The following is a 22659-nucleotide window of genomic DNA, read 5'->3' on the forward strand; positions in this document are numbered from 1 at the left end:
GCCGGCGGCCCGGCGCTCAGTACGCGACGGGCCAGCCGCTGCTCCAGTCGAGGAGGTTGACGCCGAGCTTGGGTGTGCCGTTGTCGTCGGCGTCGTAGTAGTGGTAGACGATCAGGTCGCCGTCGGCGTCGTGCAGGATGGACTGCCCGCCCGGCCCGACGACGCTGCCGTGCGACTCCAGTACCGGGGTGCCGCCGTTGTTCGTCAGGGCGACACCGCTCTTGTCGTAGTACGGCCCGGTGACGCCGCTCGCACGGCCGACCTTCACCTTGTACGTGGAGGAGGTGCCGGCGCAGCACACGTCGTACGAGGCGAAGAGGTAGTAGTAGCTGCCGTGCTTGACGATGTACGGGGCCTCGACCGCCTTGCTCCCGGTCGGGCGGGAGGCGAGGGAGCGGCGGGCGGTGTCGGCCGCGTACTGCTTTCCGGTGGCCGGGTCGATCCGGATCATCTTGATGCCGGTCCACCAACTCCCGAACGACAGCCACCACTTGCCGTCGCCGTCGACGAAGAGGTTCGGGTCGATGGCGTTGTAGTCGCTGGACGTGGTGGAGGTGTGGACGACGCCGTAGTCCGACCACGATCCGGGCAGCCCGGTGCTCGAACCTGCCACGCCGATCGCCGACTTGTTGGAGCCGAAGGTCGAGACGGCGTAGTACATCAGGTACTTGCCGTTGTGGTACGAGATGTCGGGCGCCCACGCCTCGGTCGCGTACGCCGACCACCACGACGGTTTGGTGGCGAAGGCATCGGCGCCGGCCGTGAAGGCGATCCGGTCGCCCGACGTACGGAACCCGAGCCCGCCGCCGGTCGCGTACAGCAGGTACTGCCCGGCCGAGGTGCGGATCATGGTCGGATCGTGGACGACGGTGGCGCCGGTGACGCGCCCCGGGTTCGGGTAGGCGGAGGCGGCCGACGGGAGCAGGGCGAGGACCAGGGCCGTGGGGGCTGCCAGCAGGGCGGTTCGGGTGCGGCGGGAGATGCGGCTGCTGCGGGAGATGCGGCTCACGCGGGACTCCTTGACGCGTCGGGGGACGGACGCGACCGCCGCGCCTGCCCGGGCTGCGCGGAGAACCGCCGGAGTCCCGTCCGAAATACCGGACACCAGTCGCGGCTTCGGACGGGACCGTAGAATCGAACCCCTGTTGCGTCAATGGTTTCGGCGGAGCCGCTCCCGCCGAGGAATCCGCCGCACTCTGCCGAGGTTGACCGCAGGACAGGAAGCCCGCGTCGACAGGGAGCCAGCATGTACGCCGATCCAGGCACCATCCGGAAGATCCTCACGGAGTCCGGCGACACATGGGCCGTCGTCGGACTCTCATCGAACCAGGCGCGCGCCGCGTACCGGGTCGCCGCGGTCCTGCAGCACTTCGGCAAGCGGGTCGTCCCCGTGCACCCGAAGGCCGAGACGGTCCACGGCGAGCGGGGCTACGCCACGCTCGACGCGATCCCCTTCCCGGTCGACGTGGTCGATGTCTTCGTCAACAGCGACCTCGCGGGCCCCGTCGCCGACGAGGCCGCGACCATCGGCGCCAAGGCCGTCTGGTTCCAGCTCGGAGTCATCGACGAGGCGGCGTACGAGCGCATCCGTGCGGCGGGCCTGGACATGGTCATGGACCGGTGCCCAGCGATCGAGATCCCGCGGCTCGGCTGAGCGGGAGACCTCGGCGTCAGCGCCCCGCCCCCTCCTCGAAGGAAGCGAAGTACGCGGCGGCCATGTCCTCGTCGCCGTGGCCCTGTTGGGCGGCTCGGGTCAGGCGGGCCGCGCTCGCCTCTGCGACGTCCAGGCGGACGCCGTGCCGGCGGGCCGCCTCGACGATGAGGCGGGCGTCCTTCGCCGCCGTGTCCACCGCGAACTGGGCGGGGGTCAGCCGGTCCTCCAGGACGAGGCCCGCCTTCAGCCGCAGGTAGGGGAGGTCGAGGCCGCCGCCCTCGATCGCGTCGAAGAAGTCCTGCGGGTCCACGCCGAGGGCCTTGGACAGGGCGAGGACCTCACCGGCCGCGCTGGTCGCGGCCAGCACCCAGCTGTTGGCGACGAGCTTCAGCCGGGTCGCGGAGCCGGCCGCGCCGTCCTCCCCGGTCCACACCGTGCGGGCGCCGACGGCGTCGAGGACGGGTGTCACGGCGGCGCGGTACGCGCTCGGGCCCGCGGCGAGCACCAGCAGCTGTCCGGCCTCGGCGGGCTGGCGGGTGCCGAGCACCGGCGCGTCGAAGAGAACCAGGTCGTGCGCGGTGGCGAAGGCGGCGAGCTCGCCGAGCGCGTCGAGGCCCGCGGTGGTCGACTGCAGCCAGGCGGCGCCGGGCCGCAGCCCGTCGGCGGCCCGGCGCATCACGTCGAGGGCGGCGGGCCCGTCGTGCAGCATCGTCAGGACGACGTCGGCGTCCGCCACGGCCTCGGCCGGCGTGTCGGCGACGCGCACGCCGTCGGCGGCCAGGGGCTCGGCCTTGTCGCGGCTGCGGTTCCAGGCGCGGACGGTGTGGCCGGCCCGCGCGATGTTCCGGGCCATCGCCGCGCCCATGATCCCGGTGCCCAGGACACTGACGGTCAGCTGGTCGCTCATGCGTCGTCAACTCTCTCTCGGTCGGTGCTCGTCGAGCTTAGAGCCTGCGCCGAGCTGGTCGAGGCGGAGCGAGAGCGCCTTCGCGATCACCTCCACGTGCTCGTCCCGGAGCAGTTCGGGGTGGGTGCACGGCAGGTCGTGGTTGAGCACCTCGCCGCTGACATGGGGCCGCCACGCCTCGCGGGTCAGCCACGTCTCCGGGCGGGGCGCCGCCGCCGTGAAGAACAGGACGTCCCCGTCGTAACGGCGGTGGGTGTGGGCGCGCATCATGCGGGCGTGGTTCGGGACGATGTCGACGATGCGGGAGAGCGTGGCGTCGGTGAGGCCCGCCAGGGGGCTGCCCGCCTCGCGGAGGGTGGCGAGGACGTCGTCGCGGGTGCGTTCGGTGCCGCGTTCGAAGCCCGCCATGCGCAGGACGGCGGTGAGCGCGTCGCCCTCCTCCGGCGCGGGGCGCTCCTTCCACTGGTCGGCGGGGAAGGCGTCCAGCAGGGCGAGCAGGTCGACGCGGTCCCCCGCTTCCTGGAGGAGGACGGCGACGGCGTGGGCGAGGATGCCGCCGACGGACCAGCCGAGCAGCCGGTAGGGGCCGTGCGGGTGGAGCGCGCGGATGCGGGTCACATAGTCGGCCGCCTGTTCCCAGAGCGTGGCCGGCAGGGGGCCGTCCGTCGTCAGGCCGGCGGCCTGGATGCCGTGGACGGGCTGGTCCCGGTCGAGGCGTGCGGTGAGTCCCGCGTAGCACCAGGAGATGCCGCCCGCGGGGTGGATGGCGAAGAGGGGCGGGCGGTCGCCCTGGGGGCGCAGTGGCAGGAGTACGTCCAGGGCGTCGCCCGAGACGGGGGCCGTGGAGCCGATGCGGGCGGCGAGCGCGGCCGGGGTCGGGGCCTCGAAGAGGGAGCCGATGGTGAGTTCCGCGCCGAGTTCCTCGCGGACCCTGGCGACCAGGCGGACCGCGAGGAGCGAGGTGCCGCCGAGGTCGAAGAAGGCGTCGTCCGGGCCGGCCTGTCCGACGCCGAGGACGTCGGCGAAGAGGCGGGTCAGGGTCGCCTCGCGGCGGTTCGCCGGGCGTCCGGCCGCGCCGCTGCCCGCGAAGACGGGGGCGGGCAGTGCGGCGCGGTCCAGCTTGCCGTTGGGGGTCAGCGGGAAGGCCGGCAGGGGCACGATCGCGGAGGGGACCATGTGTTCGGGGAGTTCGCGGGCGAGGGCGGTGCGGATCGCCGCCGGGTCCGCGGTGCCGGTGACGTAGCCGACGAGGCGGTCCTCGCGGACCAGCGCGCAGGCGCCTTCGACGCCGTCCCGTGCAGTCAACGCGGCCTCGATCTCGCCGAGTTCGATGCGCTGGCCGCGCAGTTTCACCTGGTGGTCGGTGCGGCCGAGGTACTCGACCTCGCCGTGTTCGGTCCAGCGCGCCAGGTCGCCGGTGCGGTACATCCGGCTGCCCGGCGCGCCGAACGGGTCGGTGACGAAACGCTCGGCGGTCAGTTCGTCACGGTTCAGGTAGCCGTCGGCCAACTGCCGCCCCGTCAGGTGCAGTTCACCTACGATGCCGGGCGGGCACGGCTGTCCCGCCGGGTCGAGGACGTACAGGCGGGTGTTCCACACGGGGCGCCCGATGGGTACCGGTCCTGTGCCGTCCGGCTCGCACGCGTGGTACGTGACGTCGACAGCGGCCTCGGTCGGCCCGTACAGGTTGTGCAGCTCGACGCCGGGCAGCGCCCGGGCGAACGCGGTCGCCGTCTCGCGGGCCAGCGCCTCCCCGCTGCAGAACACGCGGCGCAGCGTACCGCCGCCCGCGGTCGGTGCCGGGACGTCGGCCTCCGCGAGGAACACCTGGAGCATCGAGGGCACGAAGTGGCAGATGGTGACGGACTGTTCGCGGATCACCCGGGCCAGGTAGGCCGGGTCCTTGTGGCCGCCGGGCTCGGCCACGACGAGGGTCGCGCCCTGCCGCAGCGGCCAGAAAAACTCCCACACGGACACGTCGAACGACGAGGGCGTCTTCTGGAGCACGCGGTCGCCGGGGCCGATCGGATAGGCGTGCTGCATCCAGCGCAGCCGGTTGTCGATCGCGGAGTGCGGCACGACGACGCCCTTGGGGCGGCCGGTCGAGCCGGAGGTGTAGATGACGTAGGCGGGGTGCGCGGGCGTCAGCGCGCGGGCCGGGTCGACCGTGGCGTACGAGGAGACGTCCAGGCCGTCGAGGACCACCAGCGGTGTGCCCGCGTCGGCGGGCATGCGGTCGGCGCGGTCGGTGACGGCGCACACCGGCCGGGCATCCTGGAGCATGTGGGTGAGGCGCTGCCCGGGGTAGTCCGGGTCGAGCGGCAGATACGCCGCGCCCGCCTTCAGCACGGCCAGCAGGGCCACGATCAGCTCGACGGAGCGCGGCACGGAGACGGCCACGACCTCGCCGGGGCGGGCGCCGAGGCTCTGCAGATGGCGCGCCAACCGGTTGGCTCGGGCGTCGAGTTCGGCGTAGGTGAGGGTGGCGTCGCCGTGCACGAGCGCCACCGCGTCCGGGGTGCGGGCGGCCTGGGCGACGATCGGACCGATGAGGGTGGTCGCGGGCAGGGCGCGTTCGGTGCGGTTGAACTCGTCGAGGACCAGGGAGAGTTCGGCGGGCGTCGCGATGGTGTGGGCGCTCAGCGGGGCGTTCGGGTCGGTCTCCGCGAGGCGGTGCAGGAGGTGGACGAATCGCGCCTGGTGTGCGGCGAGTTCGGAGTCCTGGTAGAGCGCGGGGTTGCCGTCGTGGTCGATGCGCAGGCCGTGGCCGTCGGCCCGGTCGTAGATGTTGACGGTGAGGTCGTCGACCGGTCCGGCCGCAAGGTTGTGGGCCCGTGCGGGGGCGCCCGCGAAGTCGGTGGCGTAGTCGAAAGGCATGACGTTCACCAGCGGGCCGACGAGGCCGCGGTGTTCGCCGAGCAGTCCGAGGTCGCGGCGGATGTCCTCGTAGCGGTAGCGCTGGTGGCACCTCAGTTGCCGTACTGCGAGCACTACTTGGCGGACGAGCTGGGTGAAGGTCGCGTCCGGGGTGACGGTCAGGCGCAGCGGCAGGACGTTCATGACCATGCCGGGGACGCGCAGGGCGACCGAGCCCATGCGGCCCATCATCGGCAGACCGAGGACGACGTCGGTGCGGCCGGTGGCGCGCGCGGTGTACAGGGCCTGGGCGGCGATGAGCACGTCCGGCCAGGTGGCGCGGGTGTCGGCGGCGAGCGTGCGCAGCCGTTCCGTCGTCTCGGGCGGCAGGTGTGTCGTACGGCGGCGGAACGAGCGCGAGGGCAGTGCGCCGCGGCCCGCGAGGCGCGGCGCCTCCGGGCGGTCCGCGAACTCAGCGCTCCAGTGTGCGCGGTCGGCTTCGTAGGCGTCCGACGCCCGGTACTCGGCGTCGAGCGCGAGCAGGTCGGCGAGGGTCGCGAAGGGGCGCGGGCCGGGCTCCGCGCCCTGCGACAGGGCGGTGTAGATCTCGGCGGTGCGGCGTACGAGCAGCGAGTGGCCGAAGCCGTCGATGACGAGGTGGTGCACGCGCTGGTACCAGAGCCAGCGCCGCTCCCCCACCCGGAAGAGGGCGTGCGCGAACAGCGGTCCTGCCGCGAGGTCGCAGGGCCGGGCGAGGTCCTCGCGCATCCAGGCGACGGCCTCGTCGGCGCTCAGGTCCCGGCGCACGGTGAGCGGCAACTCGACGGTGGTGCACACCCGTTGGCGCGGCCCGTCGGGGGCGTCCTCGATCCGCACGCGCAGGGCGTCGGCCTCGGTGACGACGCGGCGCAGGGCGGCGGCGAAGACCTCGGGGTCGAGTTCGCCGTCGATCTCCAGGTACTCGGCGGTGTTCTGCGCGGGGCTCAGCGGATCGAGGGCCTGCGCGAACCACATGCCGGACTGGGCGGCGGTGAGCGGCAGGACGCAGTCCCGTGCGGCGGCGGTGTCGCGGCTGGTCAGCACGGTCATGAGGCGGCCACTCCCAGCAGGGCCGCCCAGGCGTCGACGGCCGGCTTCTCGGCAAGGTCGACGAAGGACGCCGAGACGCCGTGGTCGCGGCGCCAGCGCTCCAGGAGGGACATGATGCGGACGGAGTCGAGGCCGTAGTCGACGAGGTTCTCGTCGACGGGGATGTCGGCGGGGTCCTCGCCGAGGCAGTCGGCGACGTCGGTGCGGATCTGTTCGACGGTGAGGGTCATGCGGCCCGTACCTCCTCGATGAGCGCGTCGGTGGTGGTGACGACGGCGCAGCGCCCGGCGGCCCAGCGCAGCGCCATGTCGTGGTCGTCGCGGGTGAAGTCGGCGACGGCGTCGGCGACGACGAACGCCTGGATGTCCCGCATCCACGCGTCGGCGGCGCTGATGAGCACGCCGATATGGGCGTAGACGCCGACGATCACCAGTTGGTCGCGGCCCGACTCCCGCATCAGCGTCTCGAGTTCGGTGCGGACGAACGCGCTGTACTTCCATTTGGTGAGGACCGTGTCGCCGTCCTCGGGGGCCACGGACCGTGGCATGGCGAGCGCCGCCGGGTCGTCGGCGACGCCGGGCCCCCAGAAGTCGAGCTGGAGCCCGCGCTCCTCGGGGGTCTGGCCGCCGCGCTGGGCGGAGTAGTACACGGGGATGCCGAGCCCCCGGCTCTCCTTGAGCAGACGGGCGGTGTTGTCGAGCATGCCGGTCAACGGCTGTTCGCCCTGAGGGTACTTGGCGAGGAAGTGGTGCTGCAGGTCGTGGACGAGGAGTACGGCGCGCGCGGGGTCCACGGTCCAGGCGACGCGGTTGGCCGGCAGCTCGTCCGGGCGCGGCAGGGGGTAGGCGGCGATGGCGGGCAGTGCCATGGTGGGGAACCTTTCGGAACTACTCAGTGCTGCTCGGCGGCGGAGCGCTGCTGCTGCTTGCTGATCTTGCCGATGCCGGTCCGAGGGAAGGCGTCGACGAACTCGACGAGGTCGGGCACCTTGTACGCGGCGACACCCCGCTCCCGCACGAACCGCTTCACGGCGACCGGCTTCAGGCGTTCGGCGTCCGGGCGCAGGATGACGTAGGCCAGTGAGCGCTCGCCGAGGTACTCGTCGGGGACGGCGACGACGGAGACGTCGTGGACGCCGGGGTGGGCGAGGATGATGTTCTCGATCTCCTCCGGGGCGATCTTCTCGCCGCCGCGGTTGATCTGGTCCTTGGCCCGGCCCTCGACGACGAGATGGCCGCTGGGGGTGCGGCGCACGATGTCGCCGGTCCGGTAGAAGCCGTCCTCGGTGAAGGAGCGGGCGTTGTGCTCGGGCGCCTTCCAGTAGCCGCGGATCGTGTACGGGCCGCGGGTCAGCAGATGCCCGAACGCGCCTTCGGGGACGTCCTGGTCGGCGTCGTCGACGACGCGGATCTCGTCGTCCGCGGAGATCGGCAGGCCCTGCGTGGTGACGACCGTCTCCGGATCGTCGTCCAGGCGCGTGTAGTTGACGAGGCCCTCGGCCATGCCGAAGACCTGCATGAGTGCGCAGCCGAGCGCGGGCCGCAGGCGGCGGGCGGCCGACTCGCTGCACTTGGCGCCGCCGACGAGGATCAACTCCAGGCTGCTCAGGTCGTACCGCGTCTCGGGTCCGGCCTGCGTCCACACGAGGGCGAGCGGTGGCACGAGCCCGGTCATCGTGACGCGTTCCCGCGCGACGACCGGGAACGCCGTCTCGGGGTCGGTGCCCGGCGACATCACCACGGTGCCGCCCGCGTAGAGCACACCGAGCCAACCCGGGCTGCTCATCGGGAAGTTGTGGGCGGCGGGCAGGACGACCAGGAAGCGGGTGTCGGCGTCGACGCCGCAGATCGCGTTCGAGCCCCACAGCGAGTACAGGTAGTCGTCGTGGGTGCGTGGGATCAGCTTCGGGCGGCCGGTGGTGCCGCCGGAGAGCTGGAGGAAGGCCAGTTCGTGGGGCTCGGGGCCGGCCAGGGCCACCGGGTCGCGGTCCACGTCGGCCAGTGCCGTGTGCTCCCCCGGGTCGCCGACCACGAAGACGTGCTCCAGGCTGGGGGTGTCCTTCTTGACCCGGGTCGCGAGGTCACGGTGGTCGAAGCCCGCGTGCCGGTCCGGGACGACGTAGGCGACGGCCTCGGCGAACGAGCAGAAGTACGCGATCTCCGTGTCACGGTGTGCGGGCAGCGCGTACACCGGCAGCGCGCCGATGCGGAACAGCGCGAAGACGACCTCGATGAACTCGCCGATGTTGGGGAGCTGCACGACGACGCGGTCGCCCTTGCCGATGCCGCGCTCGGTGAACCCGGCGGCCAACCGGTCGGCGCGCTCGTCGAGTTGGCGGTAGGTCCAGGTACGCCGGGCCGGGGCCGGGTCGACCAGCGCGATCCGGTCGGGGTGCGCCTCGGCGCGTTCGCGCAGCACCCCGCCGAAGGTCTCGCCGCGCCAGTAGCCGGCGGCCCGGTAGCGCTTGGCGAACTCGGCGGGCCAGGTCGGCGCGTCGATACCCGGGGTCGTGGCGTCGGCGGTCACAGGGTGGCTCCCACGGCGTTCAGGAACGTACGGAACTTGGCGCCGGTCTCGGCGGTCTCCGCCTCGGGCGACGAGGCGGCCACGATCCCGGCCCCCGCGAACAGCCGCAGGAGGCCGCCCTCGGCCTCGGCGCAGCGGATGGTGACGACCCACTCGCCGTCGCCGTCCGCGTTCTGCCAGCCGACCATGCCGGTGTAGGCGCCGCGGTCGAAGGGTTCGGACTCCGCGATGACGCGGCGGGCCAGGTCCGTCGGGGTGCCGCAGACGGCAGGGGTGGGGTGCAGTGCGGACGCGAGGTCGAGCGCGGTGGTGGCGGCGGGGTCGGCGAGCTCGCCGGTGACCGTGGTCGACAGGTGCCACATCGCGGCCGTCCGGACGAGGGTGGGGCGTTCGGGGACGTCGAGGCGGATACAGAACGGGGCGAGGGCCTCGCGCACCGCGGCCACGACGACCGCGTGCTCGTGCAGGTCCTTCGGGGATTCCAAAAGGGCCGCGGCGCGCCGTACGTCCTCGGCGAGGTCGGCGCTGCGGGGCGCGGACCCGGCCAGCGGGTTGGCGGTGAGGCGCGATCCGTCGCGGGCGACGAGGAGTTCGGGGCTCGCGCCGATCAGGGTGCGGCCGGGGCCGCTGGGCACGGCGAACGTGTAACCGGCCGGGTCGCGGCGGGCCAGGCGACGCAGCATCGCGGGCAGGTCGGGGGCGTGCGGGCCGGTCAGTTCCAGGGTGCGGGCGAGGACGACCTTGTCGAACTCCCCCGTCCGCATCCGGGCGACGGCGGCGGCGACCGCGGCGCCGTACTCCTTCGCGGCAGGCACCTCCCGCACCTGCCAGTCGGCGGCGTCCTCGGCGGGCGGCGCGGGCAGAGCGATCAGCGGGTCCTCGCGCAGCGGCGGCGCCCAGCGCACGCTCTCCGGGACGGCGAGGGCGGGCGCGGCGGCCGGGTCGAAGGGCAGGGCGCCCATGACGACGGGTCCGGCGTGTCCGGCGCGACGCCGGGCGACGAGGAGTTCCCGTACGCGGTCCGCCAACGGGCGTGCGTCGTCCGGGAGTTCGGCGGCGGTTCCGTGGCCCAGGAGGGTGCGGTGCGGGGTGGCGAGGAATCGGTCGGTGGCCCGGCGGTAGGCGTCGAGGAGGGCGGTCGCTGTACCGGTCACCTCCGGTGGGGTCGTGACGGGGTCGTGCACGGACGTGGTCATCGTTGCCTCCTGTGTGAGGGGGGGTGGGGTTGTGGGGTGGGGTGCCTCTTCGCCGTGGCGGGTGCGCTTGGTTCGGCGGCTGCGGACCGGTGGGGCTTCTCGTGCAGTTCCCCGCGCCCCTGAAGGCTGCGGCTGCGCCGCTCGCCTTCAGGGAGGGGGCACGAAGTGCGCCTCTCCAGGGGCGCGGGGAACTGCACGACCAGCCACGACGCACCCGCAGCCGCCGAACCCAGCGCACCCGGCACACGAGACGGCGCCCCCCGCTACCCGCGGAGCGTCGCGCCCCCGTCGACGTACAGGTCGTGGAGCGTGATGTGCCGCGCACGGTCGGAGGCGAGGAAGGCGACGGCCTCCGCGATGTCGGCCGGGTCCGCGATGCGCCCGAGCGGGATACCGGTGCGGTGGGCGTCGAGGTCACCCCCGATGACGGAGCGGCGGGCCGCCTCGATGTCGGCGCCGGACGCCTCCCACATGCCGCGCTGCATGTCGGTGAGGGTCGAGCCGGGACAGACGGTGTTGCAGCGCACGCCCCGCGCGGCGACTTCGAGGCCGAGGCATTTGGTGAACATCGCGGCGGCGGCCTTCGACGCGGCGTAGGCGGACATGCCCGCGCGGGGGATGCCAGCCGCGTTGGAGGCGACGGTGACGATGCTGCCCGCGCCGCGCGCGCTCATCCGGCGGGCGACGGAGCGGCAGACGTGGAAGACGCCGTTCGTGTTGACCGCGAAGGTGGCGGCCCAGTCCTCGTCGCTGAGATCGATCGCGGGTGAGCTGCGCAGGATCCCGGCCACGTTGACGGCGATGTCGAGGGGGCCCAGGGTCGATTCGGTCTCGGCGACGAGCGTCTCGACCGCCGCCGCGTCGGTGACGTCGAGCGGGCGGGCGGTGACCTGGCCACCGTCGTATTGCGCCGCGATCTTCTCGACGGTGCCGGCGTCGAGGTCGGTGGCCAGGACGAGGGCACCGCGCCCGGCGAGCGCGGCGACCACCGCCTCGCCGATCCCCCGGCCCGCCCCCGTGACGAGGGCGAACCGGCCGGTCAGCTCTCCCGCGGAGGCCGCGGAGACCGCAGAGGCCGCGGAGACCGCAGAGGCCGCGGGAGTGTCGGCGTGTACCTGACCGGATATCACTTGGCGAGCGCCCTCTCGATGTCGTCGAGGACGACCTGCGCGGAGAGCGGGCCGCCGGCGCTGTTCCACGCGGAGCCCTCGACGACCACGACGTGCTTGTCCTTCTCGGCGGTCAGCTTGCCGAAGTTGGTGACCTTCTTGGCCTCGCCGTACGCCTTCTCGCCGTCGGCCTTGTCGCCGAGCGTCCCGAAGAACAGCCAGTCGCCGTCGATGGTGTCGAGCTTCTCCAGGGAGACCGGTTCGCTGTGTCCGGTGCTCGCGCCCTGCTGGTCCTCGGGCCGGGTGGTGCCGAGCGCCTGGAGGGTGGAGGCGACGACGCCGTCGCCCTTGCCGACGACCGAGGGGGCGCCGTCCTGCCAGCGGATCACGGAGACGGACTTGCCGGCGTTGGAGCCGAGCCGCTTCTTGACGGCGGCGACCTGGCTGTCGAAGTCGGTCAGCCACTTCTCGGCGTCGGCCTTCTTGTTGAGGGCGTCGGCGGTGTCGGTGAAGGACTTCTTCCAGTCCTCGTTGAGCTTCGCGGTGACGACGGTCGGCGCTATCTCCTGGAGCTTGTCGACGGTCTTCTTCGCGCCGGTCGTCTCGTCGAGCAGGATCAGGTCGGGCTGGAGCGCGGCCAGTTTCTCCATGTCGGCCTCGGCGACGGTGGCGACGACCTGCGCCTTGGACGCCTTGTCGGCGAGGTAGGTGGAGACGCCCTTCTGGCCGCGTCCCGCGGTCACGCCGATGGGCTCCACCCCGAGGGCGAGCGCGGCGTCGGTGGTCGGCTCGCTGAGTGTGACGACCTTCCGCGGGGCACCGGGCACCGTGACCTTGCGGCCCTGGGCATCGGTGATCCGGCGCGTACCGGCCGCCGCGGCCTCTGCCTCGCCGCTGCCGCTCTCGCTGTCGTCGCCGCTGTCGCTGCCGCAGGCGCTGAGGAGCAGGGCTCCGGTGACGGCGGCGCAGGCCACCAGGACGGCGCGGCGGGAGGTTCGGTTGGAGGACATGTGCGTGATGCTCCTAAGGGCAAGAAGAAAGGTGCTGAAGACGGGAAAAGGGGTCGGTGGTGGTGCGGGCGGCTCAGCGGGCCGGGCGGGGCTCCGTGCCGCCCAGCAGGCGGATCAGTGCGTCGGCCAGCGCGACGTGCCAACAGGCGTAGTCGTGGCCGCCGTTGAACTCGCTCCGGGTGACCCGGTAGCGGGCCGAGTGCAGGGTGTCGTAGAGGGCCCGGCAGTGGTCGACCATGGCGCCCTCGTGCAGGCCGACGTCGAGGTGGACGGTGATGGGCCGGGGTTCGGCCACGGCGAACCGGGCGACGAGCCAGGGCACTCCGAAGACGTGTTTCCGCGGCGCGCCGGGCGAAAGGCCCGGCCGCCACCACAGGGACGGAGACTGGGCGACGACGTGGCCGAACCGGTCGGGGCGCTGCTGCCCGGCGTGCAGCGCGGCCATGCCGCCGAGGCTCTGGCCTGCGACGACCGTGCGGTCCTGGTCGGTGGTGAGGGGCCAGCGGGCGGCCGCCCAGGGCAGGAGGTCGTCGGCGAGGAAGTCCACGTAGGCGTCGTCGGCGCCGAGTTCGCGGCCACGGGTGACGCGGTCCACGGCGTCGGGCGCGAGCACGGCCAGCGGTGGCAGCTCGCCCTGGGCGATCAGCGCGTCGAGGGTGTGCCGGAACCCCATCCGGCCGAGCCACATGTCACCGTCGCACAGCACCAGGACGGGCAGCGGGGCGCCGGTGTCGTGGTGTCCGGGCGGCAGGTAGACCCAGACGTCGCGGTGGCCGCCGAGCGCGGTGGCGGCGGTGCGGTGCCGCTCGACGCGCCCGGCAGGTACCGGGCCCGCCGCCCCCTTCCACGGCTCGGGCGGGGCGTCCGGCAGCGCGAAGACCGATGACTCGGCGGGGCCCCAACGGGTCGGCTGGAAACGGGGGTTGAGCGGGTCGCGGGACGCGTGCACGGCGAGGGAGCGCAAGTGCGCCTGGAGGACGCCCGGGTCGGTGGGCGGCTCACCGGCGGAGACGTCGGCGGCGATGCGGTAGGAGCCGCGGTGGTCGGCGCGGAGCCGGAGTCCGAGGTGCCAGATGTCGGTGCCGGGGACGTGCTCCAGGAGGGAGCCTGCCAGGTGTGCGCGGTCGGCGAGGCGGTTGGCCATGAGGAGCACCTGCCGGGTGGTGCGGTGGCCGCGCCACAGGAAGGTGACGGCCCGGTGGTCGGGCTCGCCGTCGATCTCCTCGACGAGCGGGGTGCCGCGGTCCGCCACGTCCTGCCAGAACTCCTCGGCGCTCCGCGCCCGTTGGGCGTCATCGGCGCCGATGAGGTGGTCGAGGAGACGGGCGACGCGCGGGCCGGTGACGCGGGCCGGCCGGTGGTCCGGCAGGGCGGCGGGGGCGGGCCGGCCGGCGGGGGCCGCGATCTGGACGCGCATGTCTCCTCTTCCTCCGGTGGTCTCCGGTACGACGCCGACGACGGCACCGGCGCTCTCACCGCCGACGGGCCCATCGATGGGTCCGGCGGCGGTCTCGGCGTCGGGTCCGGCGACGGCATGGGCCGTTTTCGTCGACGGCATGGGTCGATTTCGTCAACGCAATTGTCAGCAAGCTCGGTAAGGTTAGCCTAAGCTAATCACATGCTCATCGGAACCCGTCCCCGCCTGGGAGACCCGCCGCGACAACCGGCCATCCGCCGAACAGGCCCCTCCAGGGCCACCGGCCTGGTGCTCGGCGTGGTTCTCCTCGTCGCGGCGGCCGCACTGTCGCTGGCCGTGGGCACGGAGCACATTCCGCCCGGCGACGTCTGGGCCGGGCTGTTCTCGCCCTCGGGCTCCCGGTTCGACGCCGTCGTCCGCGAACTGCGGCTGCCCCGGACCCTCGTCGGGATCGCCGTCGGCGCGGCGCTCGGGCTGGCCGGCGGCGTGATGCAGGTCCTGATGCGCAATCCGCTCGCCGATCCCGGCCTGCTCGGCGTGAACGCGGGGGCGTCCGCCGCCGTGGTCACCGCGATCAGCGTCTTCGGCATCACGTCGTTCACCGGGTACCTGTGGTTCGCGCTGCTCGGCGCGGCCGTCGCCGCCGTCGTCGTGAACGCGCTGGGCGGCACCCGCGCGGCCACCCCGGTCCGGCTCGCCCTCGCGGGCACCGCCGTCAACGCGGCCCTCTTCGGCTACGTCAACGGGCTCCAGCTGTGGGACCTGAGCACCCTCGACTCGATGCGGTACTGGTCCGTCGGCACGCTGGAGAAGCGCGATCCCCAACTCCTGCTCACCGCACTGCCGTTGCTGATCGCCGGTGCGCTGCTGGCGTTCGCCGTGTCCCGGCCGCTCGGCGCCCTCTCGCTCGGTGAGGAGCACGCCCGCGCGCTCGGCACCTCGGTGCGGCGCACCCGGGCCCTGTCCGTGGTGGCCGTCACGCTGCTCTGCGGCAGCGCCACCGCCGTGTGCGGGCCGATCGGTTTCGTCGGCCTGATGATCCCGCACGCGGTCCGCGCGTTCACCGGCCCCGATCCGCGCTGGATGCTCCCCTACTGCGCCCTGTTCGCGCCCACCCTGCTGCTCGTGGCCGACGTGATCGGCCGGGTCGTGGTGGCGCCGTCCGAGATACAGGCCGACATCGTCACCTCGTTCCTCGGCGGCCTGCTCTTCGTCCATCTCGTACGCCGGCGGAAGGTGGCCCAGCTGTGACCACGCTGATCAAGAACGAGCAGCGGCCGGCCCGCGCCGAGTGGGGGGACGGACGGTTGCGCGCGGGACGCTTCTCGCTGCGCTTCGACCCGCGCACGGTGCTCGTCTGCCTCGCGCTGATCGTGGTCACGGCGTGCCTGGTGGTGCTCTCCGTCGGCACGGGCACCTACGAGCTGTCACCCGTGGAGGTGGTGCGGACCTTCGCCGGGAACGGGCCGCCCGGCGCCGAGTTCATCGTGCTCGACCTGCGGCTGCCGCGCGCCCTCGTGGCCGTCCTGGTCGGCTTCGGGACGGGGATGGCGGGCGCCGTCTTCCAGTCGCTCACCCGTAACCCGCTGGGCAGCCCGGACATCATCGGGTTCGGCAACGGCGCCTCGGCGGGCGCACTCGTCGCGATCATCTTCCTCGACGCGGGCGCGCCGCAGACCACGCTCGGCGCGCTGGTGGGCGGCTTCGCGACGGCCGCGGCGGTCTATCTGCTGGCCTGGCGTCAGGGGGTGCACGGCTACCGGCTGGTGCTCGTCGGGATCGGTGTCTCCGCGGTGCTCGGCTCGGCCACCAGTTTCCTCTACGTCCGCGCGGACATCGGCAAGGCGGCGCAGGCGGCGAGCTGGATGATCGGCTCCCTCAACGACCGCGGCTGGAGCGAGGTCCGGACGGCCGGGCTCGGCCTCCTCGTCTGCCTCCCCGTCGTGCTGGTGTACGGGCGCAGGCTGACCATGCTGGAGATGGGCGACGACACGGCGGGCGCGCTCGGTGTGCCGCCCGAGCGCAGCCGGCTGATCCTGCTCTGCGCGGGCACCGGCCTGACCGCGATGGCGGTGGCCGCCGCGGGACCGATCCCGTTCCTGGCGATGGCCTCGCCGCAACTGGCCCGCCGGATCACCCGGGCGGCAGGACCGAACGTGCTGCCCGCCGCGTGGACGGGCGCCCTCCTGGTGACGGGCGCCGATCTCGTGACGCAGCGCGTGACCGGTTCGGCGCTGATGCCGGTCGGCGTGGTGACGGGGGTGGGCGGCGGCCTGTTCCTGGCGTGGCTGCTGCTGCGCGAGCGCCGGACGCACCGGCTCTGACCCGTGCGGGCACGGCCGCGCCCGCCCCCTGCTCACCGCCGGCTGATCACGAGGCCACCTCGGTGACCCTCCAGCGCTGGTTCGCCCCGGAGTTGGGCTGGTACGTGGTGACGGCGGCGCCGTCGTGCGTGGCCTGCCCGCCGACCTCGAGGAGCGTGCCGGTCCCGGCGTTGACCAGCGTGTACGTGCCGTCGCCCGTGGTGGAGGCGATCCACCGGGCGGCCGCGTCCCGCCGTCCGGTGTCCGCCTCGGCGACCGGGACGTCGTCGCGTACGGCGAGCCGCTTGCCGCTCTCCGCGCCGGTGACCACGTACTGCTCGCGGTTGCCCGGCCCCTTGCCGCCGACCTGCCGCACCTGCCACCGCTGTCCGGCGTCGGCCGTGCCGGCCCTGATGACGAGCTTGCCGCTGTCGTCGGCGGCCGTGAGGTCCTTGCCGCTCTGGACGCCCGTCAGCTCGTACGTGGGGCCGTCGCGCAGCGCCGCCGCGTCCTTCGCCGTGCCGGACACCCCGTCGACCACGAACGAGGTCACGGACTGCGCGGGCACCGTGAACGTGGCCTTCTTGTCCTTGACCGGGACGGCGGCGTGCCGCTCCAGCTTGCCGTCGGCGCTGGTCACGACCGGGGTGACGGTGGCGCCCCGGGCGGTCTTCGCGAACTTCGAGAGGTCGAGCGTGACCGTGCGGGCGTCGGTGGTCCGGTTGACGTGGACGACGCTCGCGCCCTTGCCGTCGCGCGAGACGGCCGCGGCGCTGCTGGTGTCGTCCGTCCTGATCAGGCTGTCCCCGGGCCGGATGTAGTGCGTGAAGTTGCGGGCCGTGTCGAACTTCGTGTTCGTGCGGACCGGGCAGCTCTGCAGGGTGTCCTTCGCGGTGCAGCTGAAGGGCAGCTGGATCTCACCCCAGTTGCCTCCCTTCGCCGACTCGGCGCCGGGCTTCATGTTGTCGTAGTCCTCGACGGGCTGCCAGAACACCCAGGCGGTGGGCTCCAGTTCCCGCAGGTCGTCGACCATCTGCTGGGCGAGTCCGAGACCGGGGCGCATGTCGGTGAAGGACTGCCCGTCGCCCCAGTCGCCCTCCACCTCGCTCATCCACAGCGGCTTGTCGGCGGCCTTGGCGAGATCGCGGACCGTGGTGCGGCCGCCGGTGCCGTAGGTGTGGACGTTCATCTGCCCGACGAGGTTCTTCACGTCGGCCGGGTAGCTGTACCAGTTCGTCGCGAAGAGACCGGGGTTGGTCTCGTCCATGGCGGCGATCTCCGCGCCGGTCCGTGCCTTCCTCAGGGCGGGCGCGAGGGCCTTGATGACCTTCTGCTGGAGCTCGGGACCTATGTGCGCGCCCTCTTGGCGGCCACCGGTCGGTTCGCCGTCGGCGCCCAACTGCGTACCCCAGTAACCGGTGTTCGGTTCGTTGAACGGGTCGACGGTGTCGACCTCGATGCCCTCCGCCTTCTCCAGGCGCTTGGTGACCCCGGCGACGTAGGCGGCGAAGTCGTCGACCGACTCGGTCTTGAGCTGGTCCTTGTTCGCGTCGAAGTTGCCGGAGACGTAGCCGCTCTCCGTCATGAAGTAGGGCGGGGAGTTGCTGAACGTCTCCCAGTGGTCGATCTGGTCCTTGATCCGCTCCACCCACCAGCGCTGGGTGGCGTCGGCGTCCGGGTTCCAGTCCGCCGGATCGTCCGCGCTCCACCAGTCGGTGTCGTCCCGGGTGGTGCCCGCGGGCGCCTTCCACCAACCCTGGACGGCGCCGCCCGCGCGCAGGTAGTCCGGGACGTCGGGGGCGTTGCCGCCGCCGATGTTGTAGCGGGCGATGTTCAGGGCCAGCCCGTCGTCGCCGAAGAGCAGATCGGCGAGCTTCTCGCGGATCTGCTGCGGATAGCCGCCGGTGACGTTCGCGAACCAGACGAGGCTCGTGCCCCAGCCCTCGAACCGTTGCTGCTGGTAGGAGGGGTCGAGTGTCACCGTGACGGCCGCGGTCGCGGCGGTCACCGGCGGCGCCGTGGTCAGGGCGGCCCCGGAGACCAGGGCTGCGGTGCCGACGAGGCCGAGGAGGCGTCTTGTGCGGGTACGGCGTGTCAACGTGCTCTCCCAACGCGAGGGTGTAGCCGGGCAGTTGGTACTGCTGTGACGGTGCGGATCAGGAAGCGGGCTGCCGCAGGACGGCGACCTCCCGCGGCGGCAGGACGAGCCCGTCGCCCGGCGCCGGGCCGATGAGCACGTCACCGGTGATGCCGGGCAGTGGCACCGGCGCGTCGCTCCGGTTGACCAGGAAGAGGTAGCGGTGGTCCGCGTCGCGGCGCACGACCGTCTCCACCGATCCGCGGGCCTGCGCGGGAAGTTCACCGGCCACACCGGCCGGGGCGAGCAGGTCGGGCAGCAGGGTGGTGAGGCCGTCGACGCCCAGGCGCGTGGAGACGTACGCGGCCGATCCCCGGCCCGTGCCGCGGCGGGTGACCGCGGGGCGCGCGGCGTAGGTACCGGTCCGGTAGCGGGCGAGGACCTCGACGTCCGGCCCCGTCACGTCGATCCGGTCGGTCCACAGGGTTCCGGTGGTGCCGTTGTCGAGGTCGACGGCGGCGTCGTCGAGCAGCGGCCCGAACTCCTCGACGCGGATGCCGAGCAGCTCCCGCAGCGCGCCGGGGTAGCCGCCGAGCCAGATGTGGTCGTTCTCGTCGACGATCCCCGAGAAGTACGTGGTCACGAGGTGGCCGCCGCTCTCGACGTACCGGGTGAGCTCCTTGCCGAGCTGCTGCGGCACCACGTGCAGGACGGGCGCGATGACGACGTCGTAGCCGGAGAGGTCGGTGCGGTGCGCGGGCACGACGTCGGCGCGGACGCCGAGGCGCAGCAGTGCGGAGTACCAGTCGAGGGCCTCGCGGTGGTAGTCGAGGCGGGCGGTGGGGTGGGAGTCGTGCTCGCTGGTCCACCACGAGTCCCAGTCGAACAGGACGGCGACGCGGGCCGGTTCACGTACCGATCCGGCGACCGGCGCGAGCGCTTGAAGGGTGCGGCCCAACTCGGTGACCGAGCGGAAGAGTTCGCTGTCGGCGCCGGCGTGCGGCACCATCGCCGAGTGGTACTTCTCGGCGCCCGCGACGGACTGCCGCCACTGGAAGAAGCAGACGGCGTCGGCGCCGTGGGCGACGTGCAGCAGGGAGTCCCGCGCCAACTCCCCCGCGCTCTTGGGCAGATTGACCGGCTGCCAGTTCACGGCGCTGGTGGAGTGCTCCATCAGGAACCACGGGCGGTGGTCCGCGATGCCGCTGCTGAGGTTGGCGGCGAAGGAGAGCTCGTCGCGGTCCTGCGGCCCGGGGACGACGTAGTGGTCGTTGGCGACGAAGTCGACCTCGGTGGCCCAGTCGGCGTAGTCCATGCCCTTGGTGCCGCCCATGACCATGAAGTTGGTGGTGACGGGGGTGCCCGGGGTCAGTTCGCGCAGCACGGCGCGCTCGGCGAGCAGATGTTCCTTCAGCGCGTCGGAGGAGAACCGCTTGAAGTCGAGCTGCTGCGTCGGGTTGGGGTGCGAGGCCGCGAGGCGCGGGGGCAGGAGCTGGTCCCAGTCGCTGTAGCGCTGGGACCAGAAGGCGGTGCCCCAGGCGTCGTTGAGGGCGTCCAGCGTGGTGTAGCGGCGGCGCAGCCAGGTGCGGAAGGCGCTCGCGGCGTCGTCGGAGTAGTCGTAGACGTTGTGGCAGCCCAGTTCGTTGTTGACGTGCCAGGCGATGAGGGCCGGGTGGTCCGCGTACCGGGTCGCCATCTCCCGTACGAGGCGCAGCGCGTGCTCGCGGAAGACGGGTGACGTGGGCCGCCAGTGCTGTCGCGCGCCGGGCCAGAGCGTCTCGCCGGTGGCGGTCACCGGGAGGATCTCGGGGTGGGCGGTGGTCAGCCAGGGCGGCGGGGACGCGGTGGCGGTGGCCAGGTCGACGCCGATGCCGCCCGCGTGCAGGAGCTCCATGACCTCGTCGAGCCAGGCGAAGTCCCAGGTGTCGGCGGTGGGCTGGAGTCTCGCCCAGGAGAAGATCGCCAGGGAGACGACGTTCACCCCGGCCTCGCGCATCAGCCGGACGTCCTCCTCCCACACCTCCCGCGGCCACTGCTCGGGGTTGTAGTCGGCGCCGTAACCGAGTCTGCGGGTGCCGTCGGGTCCCTTCGCGTAGGGGAAGCGGGAGGTGAGGGGGGCGGTCATCGAGGTCCTTCCGGTCGTACGGGGTCGAATGGTGCGCGGTGGGCTACTTCTCGACGGTGAAGCCCTGTTCGGTGCCGTACTCGGTGGAGGCGTCCTGCCACGACTTCAGGCCGGCGGTCAGCTTCGTGCCGGAGATGTAGGCCTTGCCGACGGTGTCGTTGAAGATCGAGTTGGCGTACACCTGGTAGGGCAGGTACTTCCAGTCGGCGGGGACGTTCTTCGCGGACTCGGCGAAGATCTTGTTGGCCTTCTGGCCGCCGAAGTACGGGAACGCGGTGTCCTGGAACGCCGGGGAGTCCAGGTCCTTCGTGGTCGCCGGGAACGCGCCGTTCTTGATGCGGGTCTGCACGCCCGCACCGGAGTTGGCGTACTCGACGAAGGCGTAGGCGAGTTCCTTGTTCTTGCCGAGTTCGGGCAGCGCGAGGGAGCTGCCGCCGTTCTCGGAGCTGGCGTTCGCGCCCTTCGTCCACTGCGGCAGCGGGGCGACGCGCCAGTCGCCGGACGCGTTCTTCACGCCCGAGGCGAAGTTGGCGGGCATCCACGCGCCGATGGGCAGCGTGGCGATGGTGCCGTCGCCGAGGCCCTTGTACCAGTCGTCGCTCCAGCCGACGACCGGCGAGAGGAGCTTCTCGTCGATCAGCTTCTGCCAGGTGTCGGTGTACTTCTTCGCGCCCGCGTCGGTGAAGTCGATGCCGACCTTGGTGCCGTCGACCTTGTACGGGCGCGAACCCGCCTGCCAGAGCAGGCTCGTGGTGGTGCCCGCGTCGCCGACGTCGCTGGTGATGTACGCCTTCGGGTCCGCCTTGTGCAGCTTGCGGCCGGCCTCGACGTACTCGTCCCAGGTGGTGGGGACGGCGATCTTGTACTTGTCGAAGACCTTTTTGTTGTAGAAGAGCGCCATCGGGCCGGAGTCCATGGGCAGGCCGTAGACGCCGTCGCCGGAGCGGACCGCGTTCCACGGGCCGGGCGAGTACGCGTCGGCGAGCTTGTCGGCGCCGTAGGCCTTGAGGTCGGAGATCTGCTTCGTCAGGGCGTACTGGCCAAGCGCGTAGTACTCGATCTGCGCGACGTCCGGGACGCCCTTCTTCGCCGAGATCGCGTTCGACAGGGCCTTGTACTGGTCGTTGTTGGTGCCCGCGTTGACCAGCTTGATGTCGACCTTCGGGTGCTCCTTCTCGAAGTCCGCGGCGACCTGCTTCAGGGTGGGCTCCCAGGCCCACACCGTGACGGTGCCGCCCTTCTTCAGCGCGGCCTCGATATCGGCCGCGCCCACCTGCTTCTGGCCGGAGCTGTCGTCGTCGGAGCCGCCGCAGGCGGTCGCCCCGAGGGCGAGGGCCGCGACGAGACCTATACCGCGCAGGAGGCGGCGGGTGTGCTTGGGCATGCTGAGGCTTCCACTTCGTCGTGGTTCTACGAGGGATTTCTGAACAGCGGTGCGATACAGCGGTACGGAGCGAACGGCGCCGCGGCGCCTACTCCTTGACGCTTCCGGCGGCGAGCCCGGACTGCCAGTACTTCTGGAGCAGCAGGAAGGCGGCGATCAGCGGCACGATGGTGAGCAGCGAGCCGGTGACGACCAGATTGAAGACGGCCTCGCCGCCTGCGGTCTGCGCCTGTTTGTTCCAGGCGTCGAGACCGAGGGTCAGCGGGTACCAGTCGGGGTCCTTCAGCATGATCAGCGGCAGGAAGTAGTTGTTCCAGGTCGTGACCGTGGTGAAGAGGAGCACGGTGACCGTGCCGGGCGCGAGCAGCGGCAGGGCCACCTGGAAGAAGGTGCGCAGCTCGCTCGCGCCGTCGATCCGGGCGGCCTCCATCAGCTCGGCGGGGATCGCGTCGGTGGCGAAGACCCACATCAGGTACAGGCCGAACGGCGAGATCAGCGACGGGACGATGACGGCCCACGGGGTGTCGGTCAGGCCGATCTTGCTGAACATGAGGAAGGTCGGGACCGCGAGCGCCGTGGTGGGCACCGCGACCGCGCCGATGACGACCGCGAACACGGCCCGCTTGCCGGGGAACCGGAACTTGGCGAGCGCGTAGCCGCCGAGGACGGCCAGGAAGGTGGCGCCGCCCGCGCCCACCACGACGTACAGCAGGGTGTTGAGGAGCCAGCGGCCGAAGACGCCGTCCTGGTAGGTGAAGGTCCGGCTGATGTTGTCCCACAGGGCGAAGTCCCCGTCGAACCACAGGCCGAAGGAGTTGGCCAGCCCCTCCTGCGACTTGGTGGCGCTGATCAGCAGCCACAGCAGTGGTACGAGGCTGTAGAGCAGGACGAGCGCGGTGAGCGCGGTCAGCAGGACGCTGCGCCGGGGGCGGCCCGGGCGGTGCCGGCGGGGGGTGCGCAGGCGCGCGGCGGTCCTCGGGGGCGCCATCCGCGGGGAGGCGATCGT

The 22659-nt window shown here is 72.4% G+C and carries 17 protein-coding genes; 3 read left to right on the forward strand and 14 right to left on the reverse strand.

Annotation, left to right across the window (positions count from 1 at the left end; genetic code table 11):
• Nucleotides 1–16: 16 nt before the first annotated feature.
• Nucleotides 17–1000: an arabinan endo-1,5-alpha-L-arabinosidase gene (locus ACZ45E_RS27655; protein ID WP_468225547.1), complete on the reverse strand. Its 984-nt coding sequence runs from the start codon at nucleotides 998–1000 to the stop codon at nucleotides 17–19.
• A gap of 246 nt (nucleotides 1001–1246) precedes the next feature.
• On the opposite strand from ACZ45E_RS27655, the gene ACZ45E_RS27660 reads away from it, so the two are divergent.
• Nucleotides 1247–1654 carry a CoA-binding protein gene (locus tag ACZ45E_RS27660; protein WP_468225337.1) on the forward strand — a complete coding sequence of 136 codons (408 nt, stop codon included), beginning with the start codon at nucleotides 1247–1249 and terminating at the stop codon, nucleotides 1652–1654.
• A gap of 16 nt (nucleotides 1655–1670) precedes the next feature.
• Here the strand turns inward: ACZ45E_RS27660 and ACZ45E_RS27665 are convergent, their stop codons facing one another.
• The 9 genes from ACZ45E_RS27665 to fes form a co-directional block, all read right to left on the reverse strand.
• Nucleotides 1671–2561, reverse strand: a complete 891-nt coding sequence (locus ACZ45E_RS27665) for an NAD(P)-dependent oxidoreductase (RefSeq protein WP_468225340.1) — start codon at nucleotides 2559–2561, stop codon at nucleotides 1671–1673.
• Between the two features lie 6 nt (nucleotides 2562–2567).
• Nucleotides 2568–6506: an amino acid adenylation domain-containing protein gene (locus tag ACZ45E_RS27670; RefSeq protein ID WP_468225343.1), complete on the reverse strand. Its 3939-nt coding sequence runs from the start codon at nucleotides 6504–6506 to the stop codon at nucleotides 2568–2570.
• Entirely contained in the window at nucleotides 6503–6736 is a 234-nt protein-coding gene (locus ACZ45E_RS27675; protein ID WP_468225344.1) for a phosphopantetheine-binding protein, read from the reverse strand. The genes ACZ45E_RS27670 and ACZ45E_RS27675 overlap by 4 nt, the downstream gene beginning before the upstream one ends.
• The gene (locus ACZ45E_RS27680; protein ID WP_468225345.1) at nucleotides 6733–7374 is read right to left on the reverse strand and encodes an isochorismatase family protein; all 642 of its coding nucleotides are present in this window, start codon (nucleotides 7372–7374) and stop codon (nucleotides 6733–6735) included. Before ACZ45E_RS27680 ends, ACZ45E_RS27675 begins: the two co-directional genes overlap by 4 nt.
• Before the next feature lie 23 nt (nucleotides 7375–7397).
• Nucleotides 7398–9032 (reverse strand): (2,3-dihydroxybenzoyl)adenylate synthase, encoded by a 1635-nt coding sequence (locus tag ACZ45E_RS27685; RefSeq protein ID WP_468225348.1) that lies wholly within the window; start codon nucleotides 9030–9032, stop codon nucleotides 7398–7400.
• Entirely contained in the window at nucleotides 9029–10228 is a 1200-nt protein-coding gene (locus ACZ45E_RS27690) for an isochorismate synthase (RefSeq protein WP_468225350.1), read from the reverse strand. Before ACZ45E_RS27690 ends, ACZ45E_RS27685 begins: the two co-directional genes overlap by 4 nt.
• 263 nt (nucleotides 10229–10491) lie before the next feature.
• The gene (locus ACZ45E_RS27695) at nucleotides 10492–11271 is read right to left on the reverse strand and encodes a 2,3-dihydro-2,3-dihydroxybenzoate dehydrogenase (RefSeq protein ID WP_468225549.1); all 780 of its coding nucleotides are present in this window, start codon (nucleotides 11269–11271) and stop codon (nucleotides 10492–10494) included.
• 83 nt (nucleotides 11272–11354) lie between these two features.
• A complete protein-coding gene (locus tag ACZ45E_RS27700) occupies nucleotides 11355–12347 on the reverse strand; it encodes an ABC transporter substrate-binding protein (RefSeq protein ID WP_468225353.1) in 993 nt (330 codons plus the stop codon).
• Between the two features lie 73 nt (nucleotides 12348–12420).
• Nucleotides 12421–13905, reverse strand: coding sequence for an enterochelin esterase (fes, locus tag ACZ45E_RS27705; RefSeq protein WP_468225356.1), 1485 nt, complete (start codon nucleotides 13903–13905; stop codon nucleotides 12421–12423).
• A gap of 60 nt (nucleotides 13906–13965) precedes the next feature.
• Between fes and ACZ45E_RS27710 the strand changes: the two genes are divergently transcribed.
• Together ACZ45E_RS27710 and ACZ45E_RS27715 are read left to right on the forward strand one after the other, a co-directional pair.
• On the forward strand, nucleotides 13966–15015 hold the full coding sequence (locus tag ACZ45E_RS27710; RefSeq protein ID WP_468225359.1) for a FecCD family ABC transporter permease: 1050 nt from the start codon (nucleotides 13966–13968) through the stop codon (nucleotides 15013–15015).
• Nucleotides 15012–16088 carry a FecCD family ABC transporter permease gene (locus tag ACZ45E_RS27715; protein ID WP_468225362.1) on the forward strand — a complete coding sequence of 359 codons (1077 nt, stop codon included), beginning with the start codon at nucleotides 15012–15014 and terminating at the stop codon, nucleotides 16086–16088. The genes ACZ45E_RS27710 and ACZ45E_RS27715 overlap by 4 nt, the downstream gene beginning before the upstream one ends.
• Nucleotides 16089–16134: 46 nt before the next feature.
• On the opposite strand, the gene ACZ45E_RS27720 is transcribed toward ACZ45E_RS27715, so the two are convergent.
• The 4 genes from ACZ45E_RS27720 to ACZ45E_RS27735 form a co-directional block, all read right to left on the reverse strand.
• Complete coding sequence (locus ACZ45E_RS27720; protein ID WP_468225365.1) at nucleotides 16135–18165, reverse strand: RICIN domain-containing protein; 2031 nt, start codon at nucleotides 18163–18165, stop codon at nucleotides 16135–16137.
• A 58-nt stretch (nucleotides 18166–18223) separates the two neighbouring features.
• Nucleotides 18224–20269, reverse strand: coding sequence for a beta-galactosidase (locus ACZ45E_RS27725; protein WP_468225367.1), 2046 nt, complete (start codon nucleotides 20267–20269; stop codon nucleotides 18224–18226).
• Between the two features lie 43 nt (nucleotides 20270–20312).
• A complete protein-coding gene (locus ACZ45E_RS27730; protein WP_468225369.1) occupies nucleotides 20313–21653 on the reverse strand; it encodes an ABC transporter substrate-binding protein in 1341 nt (446 codons plus the stop codon).
• Nucleotides 21654–21741: 88 nt separating this feature from the next.
• On the reverse strand, nucleotides 21742–22641 hold the full coding sequence (locus tag ACZ45E_RS27735; RefSeq protein WP_468225552.1) for a carbohydrate ABC transporter permease: 900 nt from the start codon (nucleotides 22639–22641) through the stop codon (nucleotides 21742–21744).
• Nucleotides 22642–22659: the final 18 nt, after the last annotated feature.

This window comes from Streptomyces sp. NPDC030991 (genome assembly GCF_055571235.1).

What these genes read in the sequence shown, in the direction of transcription:
- ACZ45E_RS27660 (WP_468225337.1), top strand. Translation starts at nt 1,247, where the DNA reads ATGTACGCCGATCCAGGCACCATCCGGAAGATCCTCACGGAGTCCGGC.
- ACZ45E_RS27665 (WP_468225340.1), bottom strand. Translation starts at nt 2,561, where the DNA reads ATGAGCGACCAGCTGACCGTCAGTGTCCTGGGCACCGGGATCATGGGC.
- ACZ45E_RS27670 (WP_468225343.1), bottom strand. Translation starts at nt 6,506, where the DNA reads ATGACCGTGCTGACCAGCCGCGACACCGCCGCCGCACGGGACTGCGTC.
- ACZ45E_RS27675 (WP_468225344.1), bottom strand. Translation starts at nt 6,736, where the DNA reads ATGACCCTCACCGTCGAACAGATCCGCACCGACGTCGCCGACTGCCTC.
- ACZ45E_RS27680 (WP_468225345.1), bottom strand. Translation starts at nt 7,374, where the DNA reads ATGGCACTGCCCGCCATCGCCGCCTACCCCCTGCCGCGCCCGGACGAG.
- ACZ45E_RS27690 (WP_468225350.1), bottom strand. Translation starts at nt 10,228, where the DNA reads ATGACCACGTCCGTGCACGACCCCGTCACGACCCCACCGGAGGTGACC.
- ACZ45E_RS27700 (WP_468225353.1), bottom strand. Translation starts at nt 12,347, where the DNA reads ATGTCCTCCAACCGAACCTCCCGCCGCGCCGTCCTGGTGGCCTGCGCC.
- fes (WP_468225356.1), bottom strand. Translation starts at nt 13,905, where the DNA reads ATGCCGTCGACGAAAACGGCCCATGCCGTCGCCGGACCCGACGCCGAG.
- ACZ45E_RS27710 (WP_468225359.1), top strand. Translation starts at nt 13,966, where the DNA reads ATGCTCATCGGAACCCGTCCCCGCCTGGGAGACCCGCCGCGACAACCG.
- ACZ45E_RS27725 (WP_468225367.1), bottom strand. Translation starts at nt 20,269, where the DNA reads ATGACCGCCCCCCTCACCTCCCGCTTCCCCTACGCGAAGGGACCCGAC.
- ACZ45E_RS27730 (WP_468225369.1), bottom strand. Translation starts at nt 21,653, where the DNA reads ATGCCCAAGCACACCCGCCGCCTCCTGCGCGGTATAGGTCTCGTCGCG.
- ACZ45E_RS27735 (WP_468225552.1), bottom strand. Translation starts at nt 22,641, where the DNA reads ATGGCGCCCCCGAGGACCGCCGCGCGCCTGCGCACCCCCCGCCGGCAC.